Genomic DNA, 22,599 nt, shown 5'->3' with positions numbered 1-22,599 from the left:
TGGTCGGGATACCCTTGGGGGCGTGAAGGTTCTCGTGATCGGCCCGGGTGGCCGCGAACACGCCATTGTCCGCTCTCTCCTCGCCGACCCGGGCGTCTCCGAGGTCCACGCGGCGCCGGGCAACGCCGGAATCGCGCAGGACGTCCCCGTGCACACCATCGACGCCAACAGCCCCGAGGCCGTCACGGCCCTCGCGCAGGAGCTCGGCGTGGACCTCGTGGTGGTCGGCCCCGAGGCGCCGCTGGCCGCCGGGGTCTCCGACGCCGTCCGGGCGGCCGGCATCCCCGTCTTCGGCCCGAGCCGGGCCGCGGCGCAGCTCGAGGCCTCGAAGTCCTTCGCCAAGCAGGTCATGGCCGAGGCCGGGGTCCCGACGGCAATGGCACGCGTGGCTGTGAATGCCCAGGAGGCCGCTGACGCCCTCGACGCGTTCGGCGCCCCCTACGTCGTCAAGGACGACGGGCTCGCCGCCGGCAAGGGCGTCGTCGTGACCTCGGACCGTGACGCGGCGCTCGCCCACGCGCAGGCCTGCTTCGACGCGGGCGGCTCGGTGGTGATCGAGGAGTTCCTCGACGGGCCCGAGGTCTCCCTCTTCGTCCTCTCCGACGGCTCGACAGTGGTCCCGCTGGCCCCGGCCCAGGACTTCAAGCGGATCTTCGACAATGACGAGGGTCCCAACACCGGCGGAATGGGCGCCTACACGCCGCTCGAGTGGGCCCCCGAGGGCCTCGTCGACGAGGTGGTCGAGCGGGTCGCCCAGCCCACCGTGGACGAGATGGCCAAGCGCGGCACCCCGTTCGTGGGCGTCCTCTACTGCGGCCTCGCCCTCACCTCCCGCGGCACGCGCGTCATCGAGTTCAACGCGCGCTTCGGCGACCCGGAGACCCAGGCCGTGCTCGCCCGGCTCACGACGCCGCTCGGCGGGCTCCTGCTCGCGGCCGCGACCGGGCGGCTGGACCGGGCCGAGGAGCTGCGCTGGGCGCCCGAGACCGCGGTCGCCGTCGTGCTCGCCTCGAAGGACTACCCCGACACGCCCCGCACGGGCGACCGCATCCGCGGCCTGAAGAAGGCCAACGCCCTCGAGGGGGTGCACGTGCTCCACGCGGGGACGAAGCTCAACGACGCCGGCAAGGTCGTCTCCTCGGGCGGCCGAATCCTCGCGGTCGTCGCCCTCGGGGACGGGCTGGCCCAGGCGCGCCGGCGCGCGTACGAGGGCATCGCCCTGATCGAGCTCGACGGGGGCCAGTACCGCACGGACATCGCCGCCAAGGCCGAGCGCGGCGAGATCACCGTGCCGGGAGGGCACCATCCGGTCGAGTCCGGTGCTGCCGGGACGGGGGCCGAGTGATGGCCGGCTACCAGACCAAGACGCTCGATCTCCCGGGGTGGCGCCACGTCTACTCCGGCAAGGTCCGCGACCTGTACGAGCCGGCGGACTCCGGGCCGGGCGAGAGCGACCGCGTCCTCGTGGTCGCGAGCGACCGCATCTCCGCCTACGACTTCGTGCTCGCCAGCACCATCCCGGACAAGGGCCGCATCCTCACCCAGCTGAGCCTGTGGTGGTTCGACCAGCTCAACGTGGCCAACCACGTGCTCGGCTCGACCGCCGACGACGGCGTCCCCGCGGAGGTCGAGGGCCGTGCCATGATCTGCCGCCGGCTCGAGATGTACCCCGTGGAGTGCATCGCGCGCGGCTATCTCACGGGATCCGGCCTCGCCGAGTACCGCGAATCCGGCACGGTCTGCGAGATCCCGCTGCCCGCCGGGCTCGTGGACGGCTCGCGCCTGCCCGAGGCCATCTTCACGCCCTCGGCCAAGGCCGCCGTGGGAGAGCACGACGAGAACATCACCTATGAGGACGTGACCGGGATGGTGGGCGACGACGCCGCCGTCCAGCTGCGCGACCTCACCCTCGAGATCTACCGGGAAGCCGAGAAGATCGCCCGCGAGCGGGGCATCATCCTCGCGGACACGAAGGTGGAGTTCGGTCTCGACCCGGTGACCGGGTACATCACCCTCGGCGACGAGGTGCTCACGCCGGACTCGTCGCGCTTCTGGGACTCCCGGACCTGGGAGCCGGGGAAGGCGCAGCCCTCGTTCGACAAGCAGTACGTCCGCGACTGGCTCACCTCGGCCGAGTCCGGGTGGGACCGCGCCTCCGGCCAGGAGCCGCCCGCGCTGCCGGCCGCCGTCGTCGAGCGCACCCGCGCCCGCTATGTCGAGGCCTACGAGAAGCTCACCGGCCGCACCTTCGCGTGACCAGCTGGCGCGGACCGGCCGCCTGACGCATCCCCCGGGCCGCGTGCGCGGCGGAGGCGCTCAGCTTCCGTTCGAGACCGCGCCCTTCTCGGCCCGCTGCTCGGCGAGGCGGATCTCGAGGATCGCGTCCATGGTCTGCTGGACCTTGTCCGAGGCGCCCGCGTAGCTGAACTGCTCGCGGGCGTCCTTGAGCATCTCGAGGGCTTCGTCGTTCCGGGCGAGGGCCTTGAGTGCGCGACCGTAGAGCAGCGCGACCTCGCCGGCCGTGTGCCGCCCGAGCACTGACTTCTCGGCGTGGATCGACTTCAGGATCTCGATGGCGCGCGAGATCTCCCCGTTGAGGTAGAGCCAGCGCGCGCGGATGAAGCTCACCTCGAGCTGCTCGGTGCGCGAGCCGCCCACGATGCTCAGGGCGAGTTCGGCGCGCTCGATCGCGGCGAGGGTCTCCGGCTCGATGATGCCGCCCGAGAGGCGGACGGCCGCGGAGGCCTTGTTGAACCGGGCCCACAGCTCGATGTCGTTCGCGGGGGAGAGGAGCTTGGCCGCACGCTCGTGGTGCTTGACGCCCTCCTCGTAGTCGGCGCGCATGAAGGCGACGTTCCCGATCACCCATTCGACCTCGCCGGCGAGCTGGCCCATGGAGTCCTCGTCGATGAGGGTTGCGAGGATGCGGCACTGGTCCCACGCCTCCTCGAGCTTCCCGCTCTCCGCGAGGGCGCCGATGAGGGCGCGGAGCGCCCCGACGTAGATGGTCGAGCCGGCCGGCAGCTGCGCGCCGAGCCGCACCGCCTCGCGCGCGTGCTCGATCGCGGTCCCGAGCTGCCCGAGCCCGTGGCAGACGGCAGCGAGCATCTGGCGCGCGCGCACGGCCAGGCCTTTGGACTCCGAGACGATCGGATGCTCGAGGAGGTGCTGGACGATCCGCTGGCACTCCGCGAGCTCGCCCTGCTTCATGAGGCACTCGGCCTGCATGTAGGTCATGTTCCACCACGCGCTGTTGTTCTTCCCCTCGAGGGCGAACTGGGCCGCGGTGGCGGCGTGGGTCGCGGCCTGCGCGTAGTCCCTCAGGTCCCACGCCTGGCGCGCGTAGAGGCCGGCCAGCACGTACTCGGCATCGTTGGCGCTCACAGGCTGGCTCCAGGCCTCGAGCGCCTTGGGCGCGAGCTGCAGCCGGCGGGCCAGCTCCTGGATCACCTCGGCCGTGGGCTCGCGGCGGCCGGTCTCCAGGAGGGAGATGTAGCTGGGCGAGTACAGGTCTTTACCGAGTTCGGCCTGCGTGAGCCCGCGTTCGAGCCGCTCCGCGCGCAGCTTCTCGCCGAATCCACTGCCCACACTGTCCTCCTGGCCCCCTGCGCCGGGTAGTACCGGCCATCAACACCTTCTACTATGGACGATCATCGCGGACCCCGCCGCGTCTTGACAGGCCATGTGGAAATTATTTTACTTGGTGTGTCAATCATGACAAAGCACGCTCTGCCCGATCCACGCACCCTTTCCCGGGTCGTTCCCGGGATGAACCCACAAGGACATGATCATGCTCAAGAAACTCATTGCCGCCCTGGCCGTGGCCGGTTCTCTCGCGATCTCCGGGGTTGCCGTTGCTCCCACCGCGATCGGCAACTGGCCTGACCCGATGAGCGCCCCGGTCGCCGGCTCCGCCAAGGGCGGCTCGACGACCCCGATGATCGGCAACTGGCCGGACCCGATGTAAGAGGCACGCACTTCAGGGGGCTTCCAGAGGGGCGCTTCGGAGACATTCTCCGGAGCGCCCCTCTGCTGTGTCCGGGGGCGGCTGTCTCCGGGTTGTCCGCCGTGGTTCCGAGCGCGCCGCCGCGGGACCTTCGTCCCCTTCCCGCCCCGGCCCTGCTGACGAAGAATGAATGGCGTGAGCGCAACGGACCATGCACCGGTCGGGTCCCGCCGTCCTCACTCCGCCGCGCATGGCATTCCCGCCGGGCTGGACGAGGCCGCCGCCGCAGCGCTCAGGGAACGGGTGGGACCGAATGTCCTCCCGCGGGAGAGGCCGCGTCCCTGGTGGGTCCGGCTCGGCGCCGAGCTGGGCCACTTCTTCGCGCTCATGCTGTGGGCGGCGTCGATCCTGTCGTTCGTCGCCGGGATGCCCGAGCTCGGCTGGGCCATCGCCGCCGTCGTCGTGGTGAACGGGCTCTTCGCGTTCCTCCAGGAGGCCAGGGCAGAGCGCGCGTCGGCGAAGCTGCGCGAGCTGCTCCCGAACCGGGTCCAGGTCAGGCGCGGGGGACACACGCGCGTGGTCGACGCCGCGGAGCTCGTGCCCGGGGACATCGTCCTCCTCGCGGCGGGGGACAGGGTGCCGGCCGACCTCGACCTCGTCTCCGCCTCGTCCCTCACCCTCGACGAGTCAATGCTGACCGGCGAGAGCCTTCCGGTCCCCCGCGAGGCGGGCGAGGCAGCAGCCGGCGGAACGTTCGTCGCGGCGGGAGACGCCGTCGGACGCGTCAGCGCCACCGGAGCGGCCACGAAGCTCGCGGAGATCGCCAGCCTCACCACGCGCGCGGTGCCGCCGGCGAGCCCGCTCGACCTCGAACTGCGCCGCATCGTGAGGATCATCGCCATCGTCGCGGTGACAGTGGGCGCGGTGTTCTTCGTCATCTCGCTCCTGATCGGGAACCCGATCACAGGGGCGTTCCTGTTCGCCATCGGAGTGACCGTGGCGCTCGTGCCCGAGGGGCTCCTCCCGACGGTGACGCTCTCGCTCGCCATGGGTGCCCAGCGCATGAGCCGCAGGCACGCCCTCGTCCGCAACCTCGAGGCCGTCGAGACGCTCGGGTCGACCACGTTCATCTGCACCGACAAGACCGGGACGCTCACCCAGAACCGCATGAGCGCCGTCGAGGTCTGGACCCCGCACGGCACCGTCCTCCTCGAGGGGACCGGGTACGCCCCCACCGCGGCGGTCGAAGGCACGGACGCCGCGCGGTCGGCGGCTGCGCGGCTCGCGACGGGCGCCCGGGCCGCCTCGCAGGGCGACGTCGAGGAGCACGACGGCGAGTGGCGCGCCGTGGGCGACCCGATGGAGGCGGCCCTCGTGGCCCTGGACCGGCGACTCGGCGGGACGGAGGCCGGCGCCGTTCCCACGGCGGGCTTCGCCTTCGACGAGGAACGCAAGCGCCAGAGCGCGGTCCTGGCGGATGCGGGCGCCGCGGAACTGTGGGTCAAGGGCGCGCCCGAGACCCTGCTCGGGCTCTGCACCGGCGACGGCGTGGAGCGCGGCGTGCAGGGCGGAGCGGACGACGGCGCGTGGCTCGCCCGGGCCGAGGAGGCCCTCGAGGCGCTCGCCTCGCGGGGCCTGCGCGTGCTTGCCGTGGCGTCCCGCGGGCTCGCCCCCGCCGAGGCGGCCGACGCCGAGCAGGGCCGGGCGGACGCCGTCGTGCTCGAGGAACGGCTCGTGCTGCGCGGGCTCATCGGGCTGCACGACCCGCCCCGGCCCGCCGTCGCGGGAGCGATCCGGCAGGCGCGGGACGCCGGGATCCGCCTCGCCATGGTGACCGGGGACCACCCGACGACCGCGGCGGCGATCGCCCGCGAGATCGGCCTCATCGGGCCCGGCCGCGGCACGGACGCGGTGATCGAGGGCGGTTCGCTGCCGGAGGACCTCCAGGTCCTCGGCGCACTCCTGGACCGGGACGGCGTGGTCATCTCCCGGGTGAGCCCCGAGCAGAAGCTCGACGTCGCGCGGGCGCTGCAGGCCCGTGGGCATGTCGTCGCGATGACCGGCGACGGCGTCAACGACGGCCCGGCGCTCGAGGCAGCCGACATCGGGGTGGCGATGGGCCGCAGCGGGACCGACGTGGCGCGGAACGCGGCCGACCTCGTGCTCCTCGACGACGACTTCGCGACCATCATCGCCGCTGTCGAGCAGGGCCGGGCGACCTACGCCAACATCCGGCGCTTCCTCACCTACCACCTCACCGACAACGTCGCCGAGCTGACGCCGTTCATCGTCTGGGCGCTCTCGGCCGGGCACTTCCCGCTCGCGATCGGCGTCCTGCAGATCCTCTTCCTCGACATCGGCACCGACCTGTTCCCGGCGCTCGCCCTCGGGAGCGAGCGGCCGAGCGAAGGGGTGCTCAAGCGGCCTCCCGAGCGGCGGCACCTCATGGACGGGAGCCTCCTGTTCCGCGTGTTCGCGGTCCTCGGCCCCGTCGAGGTGCTGTTCGAGATGGCCGCGTTCACCGTGGTCCTGTGGCTCGGGGGCTGGCGGCCGGGCGGGGACCTCCCGGCGCCCGACGTCGTGGCGGTCGCCTCGGGGGCCGCGTTCACCGCCGTGGTGCTCGGCCAGCTCGCCAACGCCTTCGCGTGCCGGACGGCGAGCAGGCCCGCCTGGCGGCTTCCCTGGGCAGGGAACCCGCTCCTGCTCTGGGCCGTCGCGGTCGAGGGGGCCCTCCTCGCGGTGTTCCTCTTCGTGGGGCCGATCGCCCAGCTCCTGGGCCAGGCGCCGCCGCCATTGGCGGGGTTCATCCTCGCGGCGCTCGCGATCCCGGGAGTCCTCGCCGTGGACGCGCTGCACAAGTGGTCCCGCCACCGGCTCGGACGGGGACTCACGCATCCCGTGCTGCCGCACCACTGACCCCGCCGACTTCGGGCGCGGTCCGGGCATGCGAGAGGCCCCGCAGCTCTGGCTGCGGGGCCTCTCTGTGGTCGGGATGACAGGATTTGAACCTGCGACCTCTTCGTCCCGAACGAAGCGCGCTACCAAGCTGCGCTACATCCCGATCCGTCACCCGAGTCTCCCCGGAGCAACTCATCCAGAGTACCCGATTCGCCCCTGAAGGCGAAATCGGCGCACCCCGCGTTGAGGGGTCATGTCCCCGCGTCGAGGGGTCATTTCCTCAGCGCAGGGCGGGCCGGGTCCATGCTGTGCGAGGAGGGGCCGCGGGGGTCAGACGAGCGAGTCGCGCCACGCGCCGTGCAGCGCTGCGAAGCGGCCGCCGCCGGAAAGGAGGTCTGCGGGGGAGCCGTCCTCGACGATCCGGCCCCCCTCCATGACGAGCACCCGGTCGGCGATCTCCACCGTCGAGAGCCGGTGCGCGATGATGATCGCCGTCCGGGCTGCGGGTGGCGCCGGACGTCCGCTGCCAGCCCCGGGCGAGCGGGCGCCGTCGTGCGCGCTACCGCCCAGCAGCCGCGCCAGCCCGGCCTGGACGAGCCGCTCCGAGGGGATGTCGAGCGAGCTCGTGGCCTCGTCGAGGATGAGCACGGCCGGGTCCGCGAGCACCGCCCGCGCGAACGAGATGAGCTGCCGCTGCCCCGCCGAGACGCGGCCGCCGCGCTTGGTCACGTCCGTGTCGTAACCCTCGGGGAGGGCGGCGATGAAGTCGTGGGCGCCGACGGCGCGGGCCGCCTCCTCGATCTCGGTCCGGGACGCCTCGGGCCGGCCGAGCGCGATATTGTCCGCGACGGAGCCCGAGAAGAGGAACGCCTCCTGCGTGACCATGACCACCGCCCGGCGCAGGTCCCGCGTCGAGAGCCTGCGGAGGTCGACGCCGTCGAGCGTCACCGAGCCTGCCGCGGGGTCGTAGAACCGGGCCACGAGTTTGGCAAGGGTCGACTTCCCCGCACCGGTCGCGCCGACGAGCGCGACGGTCTGCCCGGCAGGGATCCGCAGCGAGAACTCCGGCAGGACCTCTGGACCCTGGCCGTAGGCGAACGCGACCGACTCGAATGCGATGTCGCCGCGGGCCTGGGGGAGGGGGATCGGGTCCCGGGGCGGCTGGACTGTCGGGACCTCCTCGAGCAGTCCCGACACCTTCTCGAGGGCGGCCTGGGCGCTCTGGAAGGAGTTGTAGAACATCGCCATCTGCTCCAGCGGGGCGAAGAACCGCTTCGTCGAGAGCACGACGGCGAGGAGCACGCCGACCTCGAGGCTTCCCCCGAGCACACGGAAGCCCGCGACCAGGAGCACCACCGCGACCGTCACATTCCCGATCAGCACGAGGCCCGGCTGGAACACCCCGTGCAGCCTGATCGAGCGGAGGGTCACGCCGGCATAGTCGTCGGCGAGCCGCCCGTACGCGTCCGCGTTCTCGCGCTCCTTCCGGAACGCCTTGACGGCGCGGATCCCCGTCATCGTCTCCACGAAGTGCACGATCAGCCGCGCCGACACCACCCGCGACGCCCGGAAGGCCCGCTGCGAGCGGATCTGGTACCAGCGGGCCAGCAGCGCCATGGGGACCGCGGCGCCGAGCATGATCAGCCCCGAGCGCCAGTCGAGCAGGAAGACGGTCACCGCCGTGAAGCCCATGAACAGCAGCCCGGACGCGAGCGCGCTCACCCCCGAGTCCAGGAGCTCGCGCAGGGCCTCGAGGTCGGAGGTCTGTCGGGAGATGATCCGCCCCGAGGTGTACGACTCGTGGAAGTCCAGGCTCAGCCGCTGGGTGTGCCGGAACACACGCACACGCAGGTCGAGGAGCATGCTCTGGCTCATCCTCGCGGTGGAGGTGACGTAGCCCGCGGTGAGCAGCGCCGTCGTGAGCGCGGCCGCGAGGTAGCCGCCCCCCGCGAGCCAGAGGGGCGCGGAGTCGCCGGCCGTGAGAGCGGGAAGCGCCCGGTCGATCCCGAACGCGATGAGCGCCGGGCCGGTGGCCCGCGCTGCCTGCGAGACGACCACCATCGCGAGCGTCGCCCACAGCCGGGCCCGCACCGGCCGGATGAGGTCGCCGAGGAGCCTGAGCGAGCGCCGCCGCGCGGCGCGGCTCTCCTCCCGGGAGAGGTCGACGGCGTCTTCCGCCGCGGTGCCGCGGCCCACCGGCCGCCGCGGCTGCCCATGCCCCGCGCCTGTCCCGTGCCCTGGGCCTGTCCCGTGGCTCACCGTGCCTCCTCCAGCGTCTCGTCGAGGTCCGGGTCCGCGCGGCCGTCCAGGTCGCGCGGTCCGGCCGGGAGGCTCGCGATGACCCAGCGGTAGTGGGCGCTGCGCCCGAGCAGCTCCGTGTGGGTCCCCACGTCCGCGACCACGCCGTCGCGCAGGAGCGCGACGCGGTCCGCGAGGGCAACGGTCGAGGGCCGGTGGGCCACGATGAGGGTCGTCACGTGGGCGAGGGCGTCGCGCAGGCGTGCCGAGACGCGCTCCTCGGTGGCGACGTCCAGTGCGGAGAGCGGGTCGTCGAGGACGAGCACGGCAGGCCTGGCCGCGATGGCCCTCGCCAGCGCGACGCGCTGCCGCTGGCCGCCCGAGAGGCTGAGCCCCTCCTCGCCGATCGTCGTCGCGAGGCCGTCTGGGAGCGAGTGCGCGAACTGGGCCTGGGCGACCTCGAGCGCCTCCTCGAGCGCGGCATCCGCCTCGGGCCCTTCCCGCACCGGAGCCCCGAGCAGGACGTTGTCCCGCACGGAGGAGGAGAAGAGGGTCGTGTCCTCGAACGCCACGGCGACCAGTCTCCGCAGTTCCGCGAGCGGCAGCCGGCGGACGTCGACGCCGTCGATCTCCACGGCACCGCCGGTCACGTCGTAGAGCCGCGGGACGAGCTGCAGGAGGGTGCTCTTCCCGGAGCCCGTCGCCCCGACGAGCGCCATCGTCTCGCCCGCACGCACCTCGAGGTCGACGCGGCGCAGCACCTCCCCGGACGAGCCGGCTCCCGCCTCAGTCCCGTCCGCGCCCGGCCGGGCGGCGCCGTCGTGCGCGAACCCGAACCGCACCCCGCGGAAGGTGAGCGCACCGCGGGGGGACGGAAGGTGCACCGGCTCCGCAGGGTCGGTGACGGTGCTGCGGGCGTCCATGACCTCGAAGTGCCGGTCCACGGCGGTCTTCGCGGTGAGCGCCATGCCCACGAGCATGCCGCTGGCCTCGACCGGCTGCGCGACGGCTGCGGCCGTGGCGAAGAAGGCCGCGAGGGACCCGATCGAGATCTGCCCTGTGGAGGCCAGCCAGATCCCGGTCACGAGCCCGGCGCCGAGGGCGAGCTCGGGCAGGAGCGTCACCACGAGGCTGAACAGGGCCTGGTGCCGGGCCTTCGCGACCTCCGTGTCGCGCAGCTGCTCAGCCTGCTCCGCGAAGTTCTCGAGCGCCTCCCGTGCGCGGCCGAACGCCTTGAGCACGCGGATGCCGTGCACGGACTCCTCGACGGTCGTGGCGAGGTCGCCGGCCTGGTCCTGGCTGCGTCGTGTCGCAAGGGAGAACCGCCGGCGGAACACGGCCCCGTACACCATGATGGGCAGCGCCGCGGCGAGGAAGATGAGTGCGAGCTGCCACGAGATCGAGAACAGGAGCACCACCCCGAGTGCCACCGTGCTGACGGAGACGACGAGGAAGATCGCTCCGAAGGCGAGCCAGCGGCGCAGGAACCCGAGGTCGGCGACCGAGCGCGAGAGCAGCTGCCCCGAGCCCCAGCGGTCGTGGAAGGCCACCGGCAGGTCCTGCAGGTGGCCGTACATCTTCAGGCGCATCTCGCGCTCGAGCCGGACGCTCGGCTCGATCACGAGGCGCCGGCGCAGCACCATCATCCCCGCCTCCGCGGCACCCAGCACGAGCACGACGCCGGCCGCCCACCACACGGCGGACGGCTGGGTCCCGGGGCGCACGAGCTCGTCGATGACGCGGCGCAGCACCTGCGGGATCGACAGGGCGAGGGCGGCCCCGGCGAGGGCGACGACGAGGCCGAGGACGAGCCGGGGCACGATGGGGCGCACGGTCGGCCCGAGACGGGCGATGGAACGGATGAACGAACTCTGCGGGACCTGCTGGCGCATGCCGGCGCTCACGACCTTCCGGGGAGGAGGAAGTCAGCTGGGGGTACCTACCCTACGCCCGAGAACCGGGCTCCGGCGCGCCGACGTCAGGGGCGGGCGGTGAGGGTCAGCAGGACGGCCTCGGGCCGGCAGGCGATGCGGACGGGCGCGAAGCGGGAGGTCCCGATGCCGCCCGAGACGTTGAGCGGCACGACGCGGCCGTCGTTCTCCCACGGCGTCAGGCCCTTGGCCCGCCACGTGGGCAGGTCGCAGTTGGAGACCAGGGCGCCGAAGCCGGGGAGGCAGATCTGGCCCCCGTGCGTGTGGCCGGCCAGGATCAGGTCCGCGCCGGCGTCGGTGAAGTGGTCCAGGACGCGCTGGTACGGGGCGTGGATCACCGCGACCCTGACGTTGGGCTTCGTCTCGTGGCCCGACGCTCCGCGGGGCCAGTCGGCGTACCGCTCGCGCCTGAGATGGGGGTCGTCGACTCCCGAGAAGTCGAAGCGGACGTCGCCCAGGTTCAGCGACTGGGAGCGGTTCGTCAGGTCGATCCACCCGCCGGCGCCGAAGCCGGTGAAGAGGCGCCGCCAGTCGAGCTCGATCCTCCGCGGCAGCGGCTTCCTGTTCGAGGGCCCGACGAGGTAGCCGGCCGGGTTCTTCAGGACGGGGGCATAGTAGTCGTTGGACCCGGGGACGAAGACCCCGGGGAACCGCAGCAGCGGTGCGACCGCCGCGAGCAGCGGTGCCACCGCGTCGGGGTGGCTCAGGTTGTCCCCGGTGTTGACCACGAGGTCCGGCTCGAGGTCGGCCAGGCTGGAGAGCCACCGCGCCTTCTTCTCCTGGCCGGGCACGAAGTGGATGTCGCTCAGGTGCAGGACCCGGACGGGCCGCGACCCGGCTGGGAGGACTTGGACGGTCTCCTCGCGGAGCACGAACTGCTCCTTCTCCCACCATCCGTAGGCGGCCGCGGCGGCGCCGGCACTGGCGCAGAGTCCGGCGGCCAGCGCAGCCCGGCGAGCCCCGGTGAGCGTGGCCGCGGACAGCCGGGCCGCCGTCGTGCGCGGTGCGGTGCGGTGCATGCGGCGGCTAGCCGTTGCCGTTGCCGTTGTTGCGCTTGGTGCTGTTCCCGCCGGGCGCCGGAGCAGGCGCGGGCTGGGGGGCCTGCGGCTGTGCCGGCTGCTGCTCAGGCGTGGACGCCTGCGGGGACGTGGTGGTCCTGTTCGTGGTGCTGCCGCCGGTCATCGAGGCGGGCGGGGCCTCGAAGGGGTCGGTCTTGTACAGCTTGGCAACCTGGGCCATGTAGTCGCCCCACTGCGGACCGGCGATGTACGCGCCGTCGACCACCGGGTAGAACTTGCCGTTGATCGTCACGTTTCGGCCCAGCCGCGAGCTCGGATCCTGGAGCGCCTCGCCGAAGAACGACGCCGTGACGAGACCCGTGGTGAAGCCGAGCACCCACGTCTGGCTGTTGAAGTTGTTCGTACCGGTCTTCGCGGCCGAAGGCGCGCCGATCTTCGGGATCTGATAGCCGGAGCCGCGGATCAGGACGTCCTGGAGCGCGAAGTTCACGCCCTTGGCGACGTCCGGCTTGATGACGTTCTGCTGGCAGCTCGGGGCCTGCCCGCCGATCTTGTCGCCCTTGACGTCCGTCACTTCGGCGATGCTCATCGGGGCGCAGTAGGTGCCGCCGCTCGCGAACACCGCGAACGCGCTCGCCATGGTCATCGGGGAGACGTTGTACGGGCCGAGGAGGCTCGAGAGCGTGGACATGTCCAGCTTCTCCTTGCCCTCGCCGTCATGGAGCTGGACGGCGTCCGCGATCCGCTGGATGTCGCAGAAGTCGTTCAGCCCCGCGGCCGTCGCGTACGTGGCGGTGTTGATCGAGTTGTAGAGGCCGTAGTTGATCGGCATCGACCGGTAGAAGCCCTCGTCGTTGTTCTGCAGCGTCGGGGCGGCGCCGAGGCTCTCCTCGGCGCTGTTGAAGGCGCCGGTGACCCGGTTGCACGTGGTCTTCCACGGGTAGTTCAGCGGGTACACCCGCCGGGACGCATCGATCGTCTGCGTCGCGGACTTGCCCTCCGTGAGCCACGCGGAGAACGTGAACGGCTTCATCGTCGAGCCGGGCTGGAACCCGCCGGCCCCTCCGATGTCATTGCCGTTGGCGTCCTTGCGGTCCACGTTGAAGTTGTAGACGGTTGAGAAGTTGGAGCCTTGGCCCGCCAGCATCCGGGAGTTCTGCGCCATCGCGAGGACCTTGCCGGTGCCCGGCTCGATGGTCAGGAGCGAGGCGCCCCACTTGTCAGGGTTCGCGCCGGCGGTCGCGTCCACCCGGGCCTGGGCCGGGGCCTGGAGCCGCGGGTCGAGGGTGGTCTTGATCGTCAGGCCGCCGCGGAAGACCTTCTTCTCGCGATCGTCCGGCGTGGCCCCGTAGGCCGGGTCATTGAGGATCTGGTGCAGGACGTAGTCGCAGAAGTACGCGGCCTGGGATGCGTACGCGCAGCCCTGCTTCGGCGGGTTGACCTTCAGCTGGATCGGCGTGGCGATGGCCTCGTCGTGCTGCTGCTGGTTGATCTTGCCGTGCTGGAGCATCGCGTCGATCACGAGGTTGCGCCGCTGCAGCGCGTTGTCCGGGTTGATCTCCGGGTTGTACATCGTCGGGCTGTTCACCAGCCCCGCGAGCATCGCGGCCTGCGGGATCGTCAGGTTCTTGGCGTCCGTCGAGAAGAAGTACTGGCTCGCTGCCTGGATGCCGTACGCGTTGCGGTTGAAGAACACGATGTTGAGGTAGCCCTCGAGGATCTGGTCCTTCGAGTACTGCTTCTCGAGTGCGATCGAGAGCTTCATCTCGCGCAGCTTGTCGCCCACGCCCTTCTGGCCGTTGAGCACGACGTCGGCGTCCTTGCCCTGGGCCACGAGCGACTCGTTGATCACGTTGGTCACGTACTGCTGGGTGATCGTCGAGGCGCCCTGGCGGCTGCCGCGGACGTTGGCCGCGAGGGCGCGCAGGATGCCGGTGGTGTCGACGCCGCCGTGCTCGTAGAAGCGCGCATCCTCGATCGCAATGATGGCGTCCTTGATGTTCGGCGACATCTGGTCCAGCGGGACGCGCGTGCGGTTCTCCGCGTAGAGGCTCGCGATCTCGGAGCCGTCCGCGGCGAGCACCCGGGTCACCTGCCCCGGCTGGTCCACCTTGAGCTCGCCCGGGAGGCTGTCGAAGAACTGGACGGAGCCGTTCGCCGCACTGCCCGTGACCGCGGCCGCGGGCACCATGAGCCCGGCCACGAGCACGCCGCAGATCGCACTCACGCCAAGGAATGCGAGGATCTTGCCCAAGGTGGTGGCCGTGTCAAAGACAGGGTTCTTGCCAGACGCCATGTGTGCCAGTCTACCGGGAGGGGCTAATCTGGCCTCATGACCGCCTGGGAATACGCCACCGTGCCGCTGATCGTGCACGCCACGAAGCAGATCCTCGACCAGTGGGGCGCGGACGGCTGGGAACTCGTCCAGGTCGTTCCCGGGCCCGGCGGAAACGGGCTCGTCGCCTACATGAAGAGGGAGAAGCAGGCATGACCCAGGAGGCATCCAAGACCGGCACGGACGCCGAGGTGGCCAGCGCCGTCGAGCGGCGGCTGGCAGACCTCGGCCTCGCGCTGCCGGAGGTCGCCGCCCCCGTTGCCGCGTACGTCCCCGCCGTGGTGACCGGCTCGACCGTGTACACGTCCGGCCAGCTGCCCTTTGTCTCCGGCCAGCTTCCCGCCACCGGAAAGGTGGGCGCCGAGGTGACCGCGGACGACGCGAAGAAGTACGCCGAACTGTGCATCATCAACGCGCTTGCCGCGGTCAAGGCCCAGATCGGGGACCTCGACCGCATCACGCGGATCGTCAAGGTCGTGGGCTTCGTGGCCTCCGATCCGCAGTTCACCGGCCAGCCCGGGGTCGTCAACGGGGCTTCGGAGCTGCTCGGCAAGGTCTTCGGCGATGCGGGGACCCACGCCCGCTCCGCCGTCGGCGTCGCGGTCCTGCCGCTCGACGCCCCAGTGGAGGTTGAGTTGATTGCCGACTTCGCTTAGGCGCCGTTTCATCCTGCCCAAGCGCCTGCAGGGCGCGGCGCGCAGCTGGCTCGACGAGGTCGAGCGCGCGCCCCGCAAACCCCGCTTCGCCTCGTCCGTGGCGCTCGTGCGCGATTCCGCTGACGGGACCGAGACCTGGCTGAGCTACCGCGGGGGTGAGTCGCCGCTCGGCGTCGTGGGCTTCCCCGGCGGTTCGGTCGAGAACACCGACCTCGACAGCTTCGACTGGTTCGGCCCCTCCGTGGGCCAGTGGGCCGAACTCCTCGGCACCGAGGACTACGCGCTGGCCCGCACGCACGTCGTCGCGGCCATCCGCGAGCTCTTCGAGGAATCCGGCGTCCTCCTTGCCGGGTCCGACGAGTCCGTCGTGGTCGAGGGCACGAGCACCCCGGACTGGACGCGCGCCCGCGAGGCCCTCGCCGGGCAGGAGATCAGCTTCGCCGAACTCCTCGCCAAGAGGGGACTCGGGCTGCGCACGGACCTCCTGCGGCCGCTCGTCCACTGGGTCACACCGGACTTCGCCCACCGCCGCTTCGACACGCGCTACTTCGCAGCGACCCTGCCGGTCGGGCAGACCCCGACCATGCTGCCGAGCAAGGGCGTGTGGGGCCAGTGGGTGTGCGCCGGGAAGGTCGTCGCCGAGCGCGAGACCCCTGCCCTCGGAGACGAGATCGGCCAGCCGGACACCCGCGGGCTGCCGCTGCCCGAGCTGCTGGTGCCGGCCACGGAGATCATCCTGGCCAAGATGGCCAAGGCCAAGGGCTGCATCGCCTACCTCAACATCCGGCGCACCACCCACACCTACCAGGCCCAGCTGGCCGAGGACTCGGGCCAGCTCTTCCTCGAGGTCGAGGCACCGGGCGCGGTCGCGCCGCCCACCGAGGCGCTCCACACCGTTCCGCACGGCGGCGCTGCGCACCCGTCCGCGGTGGCGCACGACGGCGGGGCCTGACCGCCGCTGCGTCCTCGCCCGAGCATGGGGCGCGGCGAACAACGAAACAAGGAGCCGGTCCCCTGCAGGGGACCGGCTCCTTGTCTTGTCGGCGGCGCCTTGCGGCGGCCGGGCGGTCAGCGCGAGCGCTGGCGGAGGCGCTGCATGTCCAGGATCACCACGGCGCGGGCCTCGAGGCGGATCCAGCCGCGCTGGACGAACTCGGCGAGGGCCTTGTTGACGGTCTCGCGGGAGGCGCCCACCAGCTGGGCCAGTTCCTCCTGCGTGAGCTCGTGGGCCACGAGGACCCCGTCCGTCGCGGGACGGCCGAAGCGGTCCGCGAGGTCCAGGAGGGCCTTCGCGACGCGGCCCGGGACGTCGGAGAAGACCAGGTCCGAGAGCGAGTCGTTCGTGCGCCGCAGGCGCCGTGCGAGGGCCTGGAGCAGCTGGGCCGAGACCTCGGGACGCGAACGGAGCAGGGCGTTGAGGGACTCGTTCTTGAGGCCGGCGAGGCGAGTCTCGGAGACGGCGGTGGCCGTCGCGTTGCGCGGAGCCGGGTCGAAGAGGGCCATCTCGCCGAACAGTTCGCCGGGGCCGAGGATGGCGAGGAGGGATTCGCGGCCGTCGGGGGAGGTGCGCCCGAGCTTCACCTTTCCGGAGACGATGAAGTAGAGCTGGTCGCCCTGGTCGCCCTCGCGGAACACCGACGCGCCGCGGGACAGGTCCACCTCGGTGAGCTCGTCCGTCAGCAGGCGGAAGGCGTCGTCGTCGAGAGTCGCGAAGAGGGGGGCCCGGCGCAGTACTTCGATGTCCAATTCAATCTCCTCTGGTGATGTTCAGTGCAGGCGCTGCGGTCATTGTTTCAGATTCCGCGCGGGTTTGTGACGTACTTGGCAGGCGACACAGGGGCGGCGAACCCGAATTGGGCGGCACCACAGCTATAGCAAACGTAAAGCCCTCGCGTTCTGTTCCGCTATTGCGGTCAGTGTGCGCTCAGGCGCCGCCGATAGACTCCGAGGGTGCTTCTCGGCGTGAACCTCCTCGACGTGCTCCTCCTGCTCGTCCTCGTCGGCTATCTGGCCAACGGGATCCGGGCCGGGTTCGTCGTGAGCCTCGGCGGGATCCTCGGCTTCGTGGCGGGCGGGGTCGCGGCGTTCTTCGCCGTGCCTCTCGTGAGCGGCTGGCTCGTGGACTCCGGGTGGCGCGTCGCGGGGATCATCATCACCGCCGTCCTGCTCATGGCGGCCGGCAACGCCGTCGGCTCCGCGCTTGGCCACCGCGTCAGGCGGGGGATCCGCTGGAAGGGGGCCACCGCCGTCGACCGTGGGCTCGGCGGGCTCGTGAGCGTCGTCGTCGCCGCCCTCGTGATTTCGATGACGGCCTTCACGGTCTCGAGCATCGGAGTCCCGCTCCTGTCCCAGCAGATCGCCGACTCGAGGGTCGTGCGCGCGATCGACGACCTCACGCCCGATCCGGTGAAGGAGCGGGCGGCAGGGCTGCGCGCCTTCGTGATCGGGGACGGCCTGCCCAAGCTCATCGAGGGCATCGGTCCGATCCAGCCGGTCCCGGTGCCCGACTCCGTCGACACTCCGGAGCTGCGGACGGCGTCGGAGTCTGTGCTGAGGATCACGGGCACGGCCTACCAGTGCGGGCAGAACCAGACAGGCAGCGGCTTCGTCGTCTCGCCCGGGCGTGTCGTCACGAATGCGCACGTGGTGGCGGGCGTGTCGGAGCCCGTCGTCGAGGTTCAGGGGGGAGGCGCGCGGACGGGGCGTGTCGTGTACTTCGATGCAGTCCAGGATCTCGCCGTGATCGCCGTCGACGGACTGCGCGCGCCGCAGCTCCCGCTCACCTCGACGAGCCCGTCGGGGACCACCGCGGCGTTCGCCGGCTACCCGCTCGGCGGCCCGTACCAGGTCCGGCCGGCCGTCGTCCAGGGCACCACTACGGTGCTCGCCCCGGACATCTACGGCGCCAATGAGGTGCCCAAGCGCGTGTACCAGCTCTCGGGCAACGTCCAGCAGGGCAACTCCGGCGGCCCGCTCCTGACCCTCGACGGACACGTCACCGGGGTGGTCTTCGCCAAGAGCGAGTCGACGGCGGACGTCGGCTACGCCCTCACGATGGAGGAACTGGGCCCGGTGGCGCAGGAGGCTGCGTCGCTGAGCCAGCCCGTCCAGCCCGGGACCTGCACCCGCAAGTGAGCCGCGGCCGGGCTCAGACCTGGACGGGAAGGCGCGTGTCCGTGAGGTCTGCGAGGTAGTCGATGCCGAAGCGGTACCCGAGGACGCCCGCACCCGCGATCACGGCCTTCGCGATGTCGCTCAGGTACGAGTGGTGGCGGAAGGGCTCGCGGGCGTGGACGTTGGTGATGTGGACCTCGACCGTCGGAAGCTGCGCCGCGGTGATCGCGTCCCGGATCGCGATCGACGTGTGGGTGTAGGCGCCGGCGTTGATGACCAGGCCCAGGGCCGTGCCCCGGGCGGCGTGGATCGCGTCGATGATCTCGCCCTCGTGGTTGGACTGCACGCAGTGGACCTCCAGGCCGTGGGCCGCGGCCGCTTCCGCGCACAGCCGCTCGACATCCATGAGGGTGTCTGTCCCGTACTTCTCGGGCTCGCGCGTCCCGAGGAGGTTGAGGTTGGGTCCGTTGACCACGAGGATCATGCCGCGGGGGGTCTCTTCCGTCATGGCATCACTCTAGGTGCTCCCGCCATACGACGGCGGCGCCCCACCCCGGGGGGTGAGGCGCCGCCGTCGTGCGCTGGCCGGGTGCGCTACTTGCGCAGGTCCGCGGCGATCTTCAGCATGACGGTGGGGTCCGCGAGGGTCGTGGCGTCGCCCGGATCGCGGCCCTCTGCGACGTCCTTGAGGAGGCGGCGCATGATCTTGCCTGAGCGGGTCTTGGGCAGCTCGGGGACCACCAGGACGTGGCGCGGCTTGGCGATCGGGCCGATCTCGTGGCCCACGTGGGCGCGCAGGACAGCGGAGGGATCCTCTCCTTCGGCGATCTGCGCTTCGCCGCGCAGGATCACGAACGCCACGACGGCCTGGCCGGTCGTCTCGTCCGCTGCGCCCACGACGGCGGCCTCGGCCACCCACGGGTGGGAGACGAGGGCAGACTCGATCTCGGTCGTGGAGAGGCGGTGGCCGGAGACGTTCATGACGTCGTCGACGCGGCCCAGCAGCCAGATGTCGCCGTCGTCGTCCTTCTTGGCGCCGTCGCCCGCGAAGTACATGCCCTCGAAGCGGGACCAGTAGGTGTCCTTGAACCGCTCCGGGTCGCCCCAGATGTTGCGGAGCATGGCCGGCCAGGGCTCGCGGATCACGAGGAAGCCCCCGTGCCCGTTCGGGACCGCCTGCCCGGCCTCGTCCACGACATCCACCGCGATGCCGGGGAGCGGGACCTGCGCCGAGCCGGGCTTCGTGGCCGTCACACCGGGGAGCGGGGCGACCATGATGGCGCCGGTCTCGGTCTGCCACCACGTGTCGACGATGGGCGCCTTCCCGTGCCCGATCACCTCGCGGTACCACATCCAGGCCTCGGGGTTGATCGGCTCGCCCACGGACCCGAGCACCCGGATGCTCGAGAGGTCGTACTTCGCGGGGATGTCCTGACCCCACTTCATCATGGTGCGGATCGCCGTCGGGGCGGTGTAGAGGATCGAGACCTTGTACTTCTCGACGATCTCCCACCAGCGGCCCTGGTGCGGGGAGTCCGGGGTGCCCTCGTACATGACCTGGGTGGCGCCGTTGATGAGCGGGGCGTACGCGACGTAGGAGTGGCCCGTGACCCAGCCGATGTCCGCCGTGCACCAGTACACATCCGTGTCCGGCTTGAGGTCGAACACCGCGGAGTGGGTGAAGGCGGTCTGCGTGAGGTAGCCGCCCGTGGTGTGCAGGATGCCCTTGGGCTTCCCCGTGGTGCCGGACGTGTAGAGGATGAACAGCGGGTGCTCTGAATCGTGGCCCGCCGCGGCGTGCTCGGGGGAGGCGGCGGCCATGACATCGGACCAGTGCAGGTCCCGGCCCTCGGTCCACTCGACGTCCTGGCCGTTGCGCTTGACCACCACGACGTGCTGGACGGTGTGGCCGTCCTCGGCCAGGGCCTCGTCGACGGCCGGCTTGAGGGAGGAGGGCTTGCCACGGCGGTAGGTGCCGTCCGCGGTGACCACGAGCTTGGCCTCCGCATCGTCGATGCGCGAGCGCAGCGCCTCGGAGGAGAAGCCGCCGAACACGACAGAGTGGACGGCGCCGATGCGGGCGCAGGCCAGCATCGTCACGACGGCTTCGGGGATCATCGGCAGGTAGACCGCGACCCGGTCGCCCTTGGTGACCCCGAGGGACTCGAAGGCGTTCGCCGCGCGCTTGACCCGCTCAGTCAGGTCCGCGTAGGTGATGGTCTCGGTGTCTCCGGGCTCGCCCTCGAAGTAGATGGCCACCCGGTCGCCCAGGCCGTTCTCGACGTGGCGGTCCAGGGCGTTGTACGCGGCGTTGACCTCGCCGCCGACGAACCACTTCGCGAACGGCGGGTTGGACCAGTCGAGCGCGGTCTCGAAGTCCTTGGACCACGTCAGAAGGGCCCGGGCCTGATCGGCCCAGAACGCGGGGCGATCGGCGTTGGCCTCTGCGTAGATGCCCTCCTGGACGTTCGCGGAGGCCGCGAACTCCTTCGACGGCGGGAACTGCCGCTCCTCGCGGAGCAGGTTCTCGAAGGCGTCTCCTTTGACGGTTTCCTGGGACATTGATGTCCTTTCGGCTCGTTCCTCGCGTGTTCCAGCCGGCGCATTGCCCAGCCGGAGGACTTCCGCCCCCAGATGTGACGCCGCGCACTTCTGCTGCCTCTTCCACAGTAGCGCGGCTGGAGTCGCACGAACGTTGCGTCGATCACATTCCGGCGGTGGGCGGTCCGTTCCCTGCGCCGGGCGGTACGCGTCCGACGGCGAGCGGTCGCCTTCCGGGGCCCGTCCATCTAGGTGGAGGCGCCGGGGTTTGGCTAGGCTGAACGGGAAGACCGAAGGAGTGACTCATGTCTGTTCCCAGCAAGAGCCCGTCCGAGGGGCGCCACAGCCAGGCCGTTCTCGGGCCGTTCACCGTCCGCGACCTGACCCTCTTCGGCGGTGTCCTCATCCTCTTCGTGGGCTCGCTCCTTCCCCTCCTCGAGCGCACCGTGCTGCTGAACCTGTGGAATTCGCAGAGCATCTTCTTCCTCGCGATCGGATTCCTCGTCCCGGCGGCGGCCGCTGCCCTCTTCGCATGGCGCCGCGTCGAGCCGCACCGGCCCCTGCGGGTCGGGTCGCTCTCGGTGGACCAGTTCGCGTCCGTGGCGGCTGTGCTCTGCGCCTCCTACTTCTTCGTCTTCACGGTCATGACCCTTACGCCGGGCGCCATCGTCGGCCTCCTGGGCGCCGCGGGACTCCTGGCCTCCACGACCTTCGCGAGGCTGATCCCGGCGTTCGCGGCCGACTTCGCCGACCGGCCGGAGTCGCCCGCGCACATCGTGGCCCGTGACGCAGCTCGCCCCGCTCCCAAGGCCCCTCACGGGAAGTCGGAAGACCGGGCTGCGGGCGAGCCCCGAGCCTCAGTGCCGGCGGGGGGTGCTGTGCCGGCGGGGGGTGCTGCGCCGGCCGCAGGGAGTGCTGCCGCCGCCGCAGCCGCCGCAGGAGCATGGGGAGCGTCCACTGCCGGAGCGTGGGGCTCGCACCCGGGCGAGCCCGAGGGCGCGGGAGAGCCGTCGCCTGCCGAGTCTCCACGCCCACCAGCGGCGTGGGCGCGCCCGGCCGAGGCGGCCTCGTCCCCGAGCGGCGCCTCGTCGGCGGCCCGGGAGCTGCCCGAGGACACCCCCGTCGCGGACGACATCGCTGCACCCGACACGGACCAGAGACCCTCTGCCGGGCGCGGCGCTGAGGGCGGCTCCCATGCGGCAGATGCCCCCTCGGAATCCGACGGCGCCGCGCAGGCGGAGGTCGCCGAGGCCGCACCCACCGATGCCCCACCCGCCGAGGCCGTCCCCACGGGTGCGCCGAACGCGGGCGACAGCGACCTCGCCTCGCGGATCCTCGCGACCGAACCGGAGCCGCCCACTCGCGTCTCACCATCGGTGGATCCCACCCTCGGTGGGGGAACCTACGCGCAGGCAGACGGCGAGGCCTACGGTGCTCCGCAACCCGCCGTCGCCGAACCGGTCTCGGTCGAACCTGCAGCACCAGGGCCGGCAGCGCCCGAGCCGGTGGCACCGACGGCTCCTGGAGTCGGGCGGGAACCGGAGGAATCCGTGCGCTCCGCTGGCGAGCCTGCGGCGTCGGCACCTGCAACCGCAGTCTTCCCGGCGTGGTCCAGCCAGTCAGCGGACGAGCCCGACCGTTCACGGGGAATCGAGGCGAGCCGGCCCTATGAGGAACCGGAAGCCCAGTATGAGGCGTTCTGGTTCGCGGTGAGCCAGCCCCGCACTGCCGTGGATCCCACCACTGGCCAGCCCGCGTTCCCTCTCGAGCCCGGCCAATGGATCCTCGCCCTCCAGGACCGCGGGCACGAGTTCGTGGTCCAGAGCACGGACGGGCGCGTGGGAGTCCTTCGCGACCTGTCCGGAATCGAGCGGGGCTGATCAGGCCGGCGGGGGCGCCGACGCGTCGCCGCCTCACCCCG

The 22,599-nt window shown here is 71.5% G+C and carries 17 protein-coding genes and 1 tRNA gene; 9 read left to right on the top strand and 9 right to left on the bottom strand.

Annotated features, from left to right (window positions below):
• Positions 1-22: 22 nt before the first annotated feature.
• Together purD and ACQ5BE_RS15780 are read left to right on the top strand one after the other, a co-directional pair.
• Positions 23-1,345 carry a phosphoribosylamine--glycine ligase gene (purD, locus tag ACQ5BE_RS15785; RefSeq protein ID WP_430297941.1) on the top strand — a complete coding sequence of 441 codons (1,323 nt, stop codon included), beginning with the start codon at positions 23-25 and terminating at the stop codon, positions 1,343-1,345.
• Positions 1,345-2,256 (top strand): phosphoribosylaminoimidazolesuccinocarboxamide synthase, encoded by a 912-nt coding sequence (locus tag ACQ5BE_RS15780; protein ID WP_430297940.1) that lies wholly within the window; start codon positions 1,345-1,347, stop codon positions 2,254-2,256. The genes purD and ACQ5BE_RS15780 overlap by 1 nt, the downstream gene beginning before the upstream one ends.
• A 60-nt stretch (positions 2,257-2,316) precedes the next feature.
• Here ACQ5BE_RS15780 and ACQ5BE_RS15775 read toward each other — a convergent pair whose 3' ends face one another.
• Positions 2,317-3,588, bottom strand: coding sequence for a helix-turn-helix domain-containing protein (locus ACQ5BE_RS15775; protein WP_430297939.1), 1,272 nt, complete (start codon positions 3,586-3,588; stop codon positions 2,317-2,319).
• 202 nt (positions 3,589-3,790) lie between these two features.
• Here ACQ5BE_RS15775 and ACQ5BE_RS15770 point away from each other — a divergent pair, with 202 nt between their 5' ends.
• Both ACQ5BE_RS15770 and ACQ5BE_RS15765 read left to right on the top strand, forming a co-directional pair.
• The gene (locus tag ACQ5BE_RS15770; RefSeq protein ID WP_344300346.1) at positions 3,791-3,967 is read left to right on the top strand and encodes a hypothetical protein; all 177 of its coding nucleotides are present in this window, start codon (positions 3,791-3,793) and stop codon (positions 3,965-3,967) included.
• 174 nt (positions 3,968-4,141) lie between these two features.
• Positions 4,142-6,862 carry a cation-translocating P-type ATPase gene (locus ACQ5BE_RS15765; RefSeq protein ID WP_430297938.1) on the top strand — a complete coding sequence of 907 codons (2,721 nt, stop codon included), beginning with the start codon at positions 4,142-4,144 and terminating at the stop codon, positions 6,860-6,862.
• Positions 6,863-6,930: 68 nt separating this feature from the next.
• Here ACQ5BE_RS15765 and ACQ5BE_RS15760 read toward each other — a convergent pair.
• The 5 genes from ACQ5BE_RS15760 to ACQ5BE_RS15740 form a co-directional block, all read right to left on the bottom strand.
• Positions 6,931-7,007, bottom strand: a tRNA-Pro gene (locus ACQ5BE_RS15760).
• Positions 7,008-7,174: 167 nt separating this feature from the next.
• A complete protein-coding gene (locus ACQ5BE_RS15755; RefSeq protein WP_430297976.1) occupies positions 7,175-9,040 on the bottom strand; it encodes an ABC transporter ATP-binding protein in 1,866 nt (621 codons plus the stop codon).
• A 59-nt stretch (positions 9,041-9,099) separates the two neighbouring features.
• The gene (locus ACQ5BE_RS15750) at positions 9,100-10,974 is read right to left on the bottom strand and encodes an ABC transporter ATP-binding protein (RefSeq protein WP_430297975.1); all 1,875 of its coding nucleotides are present in this window, start codon (positions 10,972-10,974) and stop codon (positions 9,100-9,102) included.
• 86 nt (positions 10,975-11,060) lie between these two features.
• Positions 11,061-12,032 (bottom strand): metallophosphoesterase, encoded by a 972-nt coding sequence (locus ACQ5BE_RS15745; RefSeq protein WP_430297937.1) that lies wholly within the window; start codon positions 12,030-12,032, stop codon positions 11,061-11,063.
• Between the two features lie 7 nt (positions 12,033-12,039).
• Positions 12,040-14,328, bottom strand: a complete 2,289-nt coding sequence (locus ACQ5BE_RS15740; protein WP_430297936.1) for a transglycosylase domain-containing protein — start codon at positions 14,326-14,328, stop codon at positions 12,040-12,042.
• Between the two features lie 36 nt (positions 14,329-14,364).
• On the opposite strand from ACQ5BE_RS15740, the gene ACQ5BE_RS15735 reads away from it, so the two are divergent.
• The 3 genes from ACQ5BE_RS15735 to ACQ5BE_RS15725 are packed head-to-tail and all read left to right on the top strand — an operon-like array spanning position 14,365 to position 15,975.
• The gene (locus tag ACQ5BE_RS15735) at positions 14,365-14,523 is read left to right on the top strand and encodes a DUF4177 domain-containing protein (protein ID WP_208710342.1); all 159 of its coding nucleotides are present in this window, start codon (positions 14,365-14,367) and stop codon (positions 14,521-14,523) included.
• Positions 14,520-15,023: a RidA family protein gene (locus ACQ5BE_RS15730; RefSeq protein WP_344300350.1), complete on the top strand. Its 504-nt coding sequence runs from the start codon at positions 14,520-14,522 to the stop codon at positions 15,021-15,023. The genes ACQ5BE_RS15735 and ACQ5BE_RS15730 overlap by 4 nt, the downstream gene beginning before the upstream one ends.
• Complete coding sequence (locus tag ACQ5BE_RS15725) at positions 15,007-15,975, top strand: NUDIX hydrolase (protein WP_430297934.1); 969 nt, start codon at positions 15,007-15,009, stop codon at positions 15,973-15,975. Before ACQ5BE_RS15730 ends, ACQ5BE_RS15725 begins: the two co-directional genes overlap by 17 nt.
• 116 nt (positions 15,976-16,091) lie before the next feature.
• Here ACQ5BE_RS15725 and ACQ5BE_RS15720 read toward each other — a convergent pair whose 3' ends face one another.
• Entirely contained in the window at positions 16,092-16,769 is a 678-nt protein-coding gene (locus ACQ5BE_RS15720) for a Crp/Fnr family transcriptional regulator (protein ID WP_208710340.1), read from the bottom strand.
• Positions 16,770-16,973: 204 nt separating this feature from the next.
• Here ACQ5BE_RS15720 and ACQ5BE_RS15715 point away from each other — a divergent pair, with 204 nt between their 5' ends.
• A complete protein-coding gene (locus tag ACQ5BE_RS15715; protein WP_430297933.1) occupies positions 16,974-18,158 on the top strand; it encodes a MarP family serine protease in 1,185 nt (394 codons plus the stop codon).
• A gap of 13 nt (positions 18,159-18,171) precedes the next feature.
• Here the strand turns inward: ACQ5BE_RS15715 and aroQ are convergent, their stop codons facing one another.
• Both aroQ and acs read right to left on the bottom strand, forming a co-directional pair.
• Positions 18,172-18,645, bottom strand: a complete 474-nt coding sequence (gene aroQ / locus ACQ5BE_RS15710) for a type II 3-dehydroquinate dehydratase (protein WP_430297932.1) — start codon at positions 18,643-18,645, stop codon at positions 18,172-18,174.
• Positions 18,646-18,731: 86 nt separating this feature from the next.
• On the bottom strand, positions 18,732-20,699 hold the full coding sequence (gene acs / locus ACQ5BE_RS15705; RefSeq protein WP_430297931.1) for an acetate--CoA ligase: 1,968 nt from the start codon (positions 20,697-20,699) through the stop codon (positions 18,732-18,734).
• 284 nt (positions 20,700-20,983) lie between these two features.
• On the opposite strand from acs, the gene ACQ5BE_RS15700 reads away from it, so the two are divergent.
• Positions 20,984-22,558, top strand: a complete 1,575-nt coding sequence (locus ACQ5BE_RS15700) for a hypothetical protein (RefSeq protein ID WP_430297930.1) — start codon at positions 20,984-20,986, stop codon at positions 22,556-22,558.
• Positions 22,559-22,599 lie beyond the last annotated feature (41 nt).

This window comes from Sinomonas sp. B1-1, assembly GCF_050474465.1.
GTDB lineage: Bacteria > Actinomycetota > Actinomycetes > Actinomycetales > Micrococcaceae > Sinomonas > Sinomonas flava.
This window is presented reverse-complemented; position numbering and strand designations above follow the sequence as displayed.